Annotated in this window: 1 protein-coding gene; it reads left to right on the top strand. The window is 55.0% G+C overall.

Translation table 11 applies throughout. The annotated features are described in order from the left end of the window. Nucleotides 1-33: 33 nt before the first annotated feature. A partial coding sequence (locus tag TMES_RS22000; protein WP_143589781.1) for a DDE-type integrase/transposase/recombinase occupies nucleotides 34-725 on the top strand: 692 nt, incomplete at its 3' end.

Below are 725 nucleotides of genomic sequence, written 5' to 3'. Positions count from 1 at the left end.
TTTTCGGCGAGCCAATTTCGCCGGAAAGCCATCATGCCCTGGGACACGAGAGATGCCATGAGCCTGAAAGAAGAGTTTGTTGCCTTAGCAGGGCAACCCGGCAGCAACAAACGAGAACTATGCCGACGGTTCGGTATCAGTCCGCAGACGGCTTACAAGTGGCTTAACCGCTACGCGACGCTCGGCCATTCAGGGCTGCAAGATAAATCCCGAAAACCGGCTACCAGCCCCAAGCTGACCACGCCGGCCCTGGAAGCGCAGGTCATAGCGCTCAGACAAGACCATCCAGCATGGGGTGGGCGCACGATCAGCAGCCTCTTGAAAAAGCAGATTGCTCCCAGCACCGTTACCAATGTCCTGCACCGGCACGGGCTGATTCAGCCGACTACGAAGGAGCAAGAGGCAAAGCTGAGGTTTGAACACGAGGCGCCCAACAATCTTTGGCAGATGGATTTCAAAGGGCATTTCCCGACGCAAGAAGGCAGATGCCATCCCCTGACTTTACTGGACGACCATTCACGTTTCAGTTTGGCTATTCAAGCTTGTGATAACGAGCGTGGAGCCACGGTGAAAGAAAGGTTGACCGAGGTATTCCAGCGCTTCGGATTACCGGCTCGCATCAACGTTGATAACGGACCGCCTTGGGGCTCTCCACGTAACCCTGGTGAAATCACAGAGCTGAGTATCTGGTTGATTCGTCTGGGTATTCGGATCAGTTTCAGCCG

This window comes from Thalassospira mesophila (assembly GCF_002115755.1).
Taxonomy (GTDB): domain Bacteria; phylum Pseudomonadota; class Alphaproteobacteria; order Rhodospirillales; family Thalassospiraceae; genus Thalassospira; species Thalassospira mesophila.
The sequence above is the reverse complement of the archived record's forward strand: the minus strand, read 5'-3'. Positions and strand labels throughout refer to the sequence as shown.